We start from the raw sequence: 4160 nt of genomic DNA on the forward strand, positions 1-4160 counted from the left end.
ATCAATACAAGAAAACAAAGAAAATAGCCAAAGCGGTGTTGGGGTATTTGCTAGATGATAAGACTCCGTACTTTGAATCTAAAAAGGCTACCATACATGCCGAGCAGAATTTAAAAGGAACTTTTTCTATCTATTTAAAAGATGCTAGCCAACATGATAGCAATGTATTTATCTCTCTTTTAGAAGAGATTATAGCACCCGTTGACAATCCACGATATCTATTGGTAAACAGCAATTGGTTTAAGCGAAAGTTAAACATTAGAAATTACTATGTAGTTCCAAAGGAAGTGGCTAAAAACAAAACCGAAGCTTTGATTTTTCAAAAACATTGGAACGCACATGTAGATGGCTCTAAAATACTTTTTACGAGAACCTTAAAAGGTAGAAAAGTGCTGTTAAAGGCTAAATTTGCCCATCTAAAATATCAATTTGAGGAAGTATCTAAAAAGACGATAACCTGGAAATAGTTTAAATGTTTATTTCCCCAACCAAATAGCAAACCCCGTTACCGGATATTTTCACTCGGTCTCCATGATATTCACATTGTATATCGCCGCCACGCTCAGACAATTGTTTGGCGGTCATTACTTTCTTGTTCAATTTCTCTGACCAATATGGGGTTAAGGTGGTATGTGCAGATCCGGTAACTGGATCTTCCGGTATACCGCATTGCGGAGCAAAAAAGCGTGATACAAAATCTACATCGTTACCCTTTGCAGTAATAATGACACCTCTACAATCCAACTCGTTCAACAGATGAAAATTTGGTTGCATGGCTTCTATTTCCTCCTGGGTTTCATAAATAAGCATGTAATCGGTCTTTCCTTTAAAGGTCTTTGTAGGTGTTTTGCCAATGGCCTCCGATATATTGGCTTGTTCTGATACCGCTATTAATTCATCTGCAGGGAAATCCATCGTTAATAATCCCGAGTCGTCTTTTTGCACCAATAATTCTCCACTTCTAGGAGAAATAAACCGAAGCATATTTTCTTGGTAATCGTAGTGGTTATACAGGACGAAGGCGGTTGCAAGGGTAGCATGTCCACAAAGATCAACTTCAACTTCTGGGGTAAACCAGCGTAACTCATAATGATCATCTTTGGCAACGGCAAAAGCGGTTTCGGCTAAATTATTTTCGGCAGCTATCTGTTGCATTAAACTGGTGTCTAACCAAGATTCTAGAATACAAACTGCTGCTGGGTTGCCTCCATACAGTTTTGAGGTGAATGCATCGATCTGATATATTTTTTGCTTCATATCACTAAGGTTTATTCTATTCCGAATTTACGACTTATCTCATCAGCTTTTTGAATCCACTTTCTTGGTGCGTCAAATCTGTAGCCCACGTAGAATTCAAGAAAACTTATGGAGTCGTCCAAAATAAAATTTTCATCTGAAGTATGGCTTAAGAGCTGGGTGTTGATGTTTACGCCGCTAAAAAAATTTTCAGAATTATAGCCACCCGTCAACCTAAAAATAAGTTGTGCCAGTCCATTGAAAGAGGTTTTGCCTTCCGTACTTGAATAATTGAAACCTAACCCGCCAGTGGCACCGGCAGAAACAAGATAGTTTTCATCAAAGACCCAATTGTAGTAATAACCCGGACCAATGGCCACTTTTAATGATTTTTCCAATTGATTGTCAATTATGGGGTCTTCTAGTCTAAACTTAGTGTAATAGTAAGATATACTGGGTATAAAACTGCCAACACTCTGCTTTTGCCATTCATTTTGAAAGCCTATTGCCCGAAATGAAAAATCTTCGTTAAAAATGTAACTGGAGGTTCCGCCTATTTTAAAGGTTCTTAGATCATCTATCGGTAAGGATAAATCTGCGGTTCTAATAAAGAAGCCTTTTTGCTTATAGATATCCAACGTCTGCATAAATAGACCAAAAAAAGTTCGGATGTTAAAGGTGATCAATTTAGAATCTCCGTTGTCCTTGTTCTCTGCCAAAAAATTAGGAGCATAGCCAAAATCGACTTCTAGAAAACGAAATAGAACCGATACCCCTAAATAGCTTTTGTCGTTGGGTATAAATTCTGTTTTATTACGTGTTATCTTGTCCCTAACGGTAAAACTGTTAGAAGTGGTCTGTAGTGACAACCTAACAGTTACCTTGTCAGGAAAAGCTTCTTTATATGGTGAATTTTGAGCGGAACATATACAAATTGAGTATAGTAAACTCAATGTTAGCAGTGTTCTTAAACCCATGCTTTTGGTGCTTTTAAAATATGCAATAAACGTTCTTCCTCACTGCCTTTTTCGGGTTGATGGTCATAACGCCATTGTACATGTGGAGGCAAGCTCATTAAGATACTTTCTATTCTTCCGTTCGTCTTTAACCCGAATAAAGTTCCTTTGTCATGGACTAGATTAAATTCTACATATCTTCCTCTTCTAATTTCTTGCCAATCTCTTTGTTCCTTAGTGTAGTCAAGGTCTTTGCGCTTTATAACGATTGGTACATAACATGATAAAAAACTGTTACCTACTTCCGTAACAAAGTCGTACCACTGTTGCATGTTCATCTCTGGAGTGGCTTTGCAATAGTCAAAAAATAAACCACCTAGTCCACGTGCTTCATTTCTATGGGTGTTCCAAAAATACTCATCGCATCTTTTTTTATAAGTATCATAAAATGTTGGCTGATGTTTGTCGCATGCTGTTTTACACACTTGGTGAAAATGAACGGCGTCTTCATCAAAAAGGTAATACGGAGTCAAATCCTGACCACCACCAAACCATTGATCTACAATTTCACCTTGCTCATCATACAATTCAAAATAACGCCAATTGGCATGAACGGTAGGCACCATAGGATTTTTTGGGTGCAAGACCAAACTTAATCCGCATGCAAAAAAATTACCTTCCTTCACTTTAAAATATGCTTTCATACTATCGGGCAATTCGCCATGAACACCAGAAATATTTACGCCTCCTTTTTCAAACACTGCCCCATTTTCTATAACACGGGTTCTACCACCGCCGCCTTCAGGGCGTTTCCATATATCTTCTTGAAAAGTAGCTTTACCGTCTACTTCTTCTAATTTGGCGGTTATCGTATCTTGAAGTTGTTGTATGTATGCGTAAAATTTATCTTTCATTTTCTAAAACGTAAAGTTCCATATCTAACGGTTCTTCGTTAGGTGGGGTAAAGGATTTTTTTAAGGTTTCTTTCCAAAGATAACCACATTTTTCTGCGACTCTAATACTACCAATATTCGTTTTGTGTACAAGAATCCGTAACGTATTCATATTCGGTACTTGTAATGCCCAATTAGAAATGGTTTCTACCGCAATAGTGGTGTATCCTTTATTGGCTTGGTTATAATCTATGCAGTAGGCTAATTCTGCTTCATTTCTAGCAAAATCAATAGCTTTTACATACACCAGCCCTATTATTTTACGGTTTTGAGGCTCTTTTAGGGTGAATAGATATTCCTCGTGTTTAATAAACTCGCTGACTTTCTTTTCAACAAAGAGATTGGACAGGGTAGGATTTAAATTTGACGCAAGTGTACTAGGGAAAAATCTGCTTAAGTGATTTTCGTTTGCACAGCAAAAATCACATAATCGCCACCCGTCTCGCTCAGATATAGGATTGATTTCGAAATCTGGTAGTTGAAAAGAATTCATGATGCTACTATAATTTCGGCTATATGTTACAAATGATTGAAATTAAGCCGGCTTATATTCTTTTACGGCGTCAATAAAGGCTTTTGCGTTTTCTACCGGAACATTGGGTAAAATACCGTGCCCTAAATTTACAACATAGCTGTCCTTGCCAAATTCGTTGATCATTTGGTGAACCATTTTCTTGATTTCTGCCGGTGGAGAAAGCAATCTGGCGGGATCAAAATTTCCTTGAAGGGTAATTTTGCCACCACTTAAATAACGTGCGTTTCTTGCCGAACAGGTCCAGTCCACACCCAATGCTGATGCACCTGATTTTGCCATATCGCCCAAAGCGAACCAACAACCCTTACCAAAAACAATGACCGGAGCCTCGTCTTTTAAAGCATCTATAATCTGCTGAATGTACTGCCAAGAAAATTCTTGATAATCCGTTGGTGATAACATGCCGCCCCAAGAATCAAATACCTGTACTGCATTTACACCAGCAGCTACTTTAGCCTTTAAATAGGCAATGGTGGTATC

The 4160-nt window shown here is 38.0% G+C and carries 5 protein-coding genes and 1 pseudogene; 1 reads left to right on the top strand and 5 read right to left on the bottom strand.

Annotated features, from left to right (window positions below):
- Positions 1-467, top strand: a pseudogene (locus tag QZ657_RS04970) (DEAD/DEAH box helicase); the annotation flags it as partial.
- Between the two features lies 1 nt (position 468).
- On the opposite strand, the gene QZ657_RS04975 reads toward QZ657_RS04970, so the two are convergent.
- The 5 genes from QZ657_RS04975 to QZ657_RS04995 form a co-directional block, all read right to left on the bottom strand.
- A complete protein-coding gene (locus QZ657_RS04975; RefSeq protein WP_291965353.1) occupies positions 469-1257 on the bottom strand; it encodes a PhzF family phenazine biosynthesis protein in 789 nt (262 codons plus the stop codon).
- Between the two features lie 11 nt (positions 1258-1268).
- Positions 1269-2213: a DUF4421 family protein gene (locus QZ657_RS04980; RefSeq protein ID WP_291965354.1), complete on the bottom strand. Its 945-nt coding sequence runs from the start codon at positions 2211-2213 to the stop codon at positions 1269-1271.
- Complete coding sequence (gene hemF, locus QZ657_RS04985) at positions 2204-3106, bottom strand: oxygen-dependent coproporphyrinogen oxidase (protein ID WP_074671063.1); 903 nt, start codon at positions 3104-3106, stop codon at positions 2204-2206. The genes QZ657_RS04980 and hemF overlap by 10 nt, the downstream gene beginning before the upstream one ends.
- On the bottom strand, positions 3096-3638 hold the full coding sequence (locus QZ657_RS04990) for a GNAT family N-acetyltransferase (RefSeq protein ID WP_291965356.1): 543 nt from the start codon (positions 3636-3638) through the stop codon (positions 3096-3098). The genes hemF and QZ657_RS04990 overlap by 11 nt, the downstream gene beginning before the upstream one ends.
- Positions 3639-3680: 42 nt before the next feature.
- A partial coding sequence (locus QZ657_RS04995) for a uroporphyrinogen decarboxylase family protein (protein WP_291965358.1) occupies positions 3681-4160 on the bottom strand: 480 nt, incomplete at its 5' end.

The organism is Maribacter sp. (assembly GCA_020629415.1).
GTDB lineage: Bacteria > Bacteroidota > Bacteroidia > Flavobacteriales > Flavobacteriaceae > Maribacter > Maribacter huludaoensis.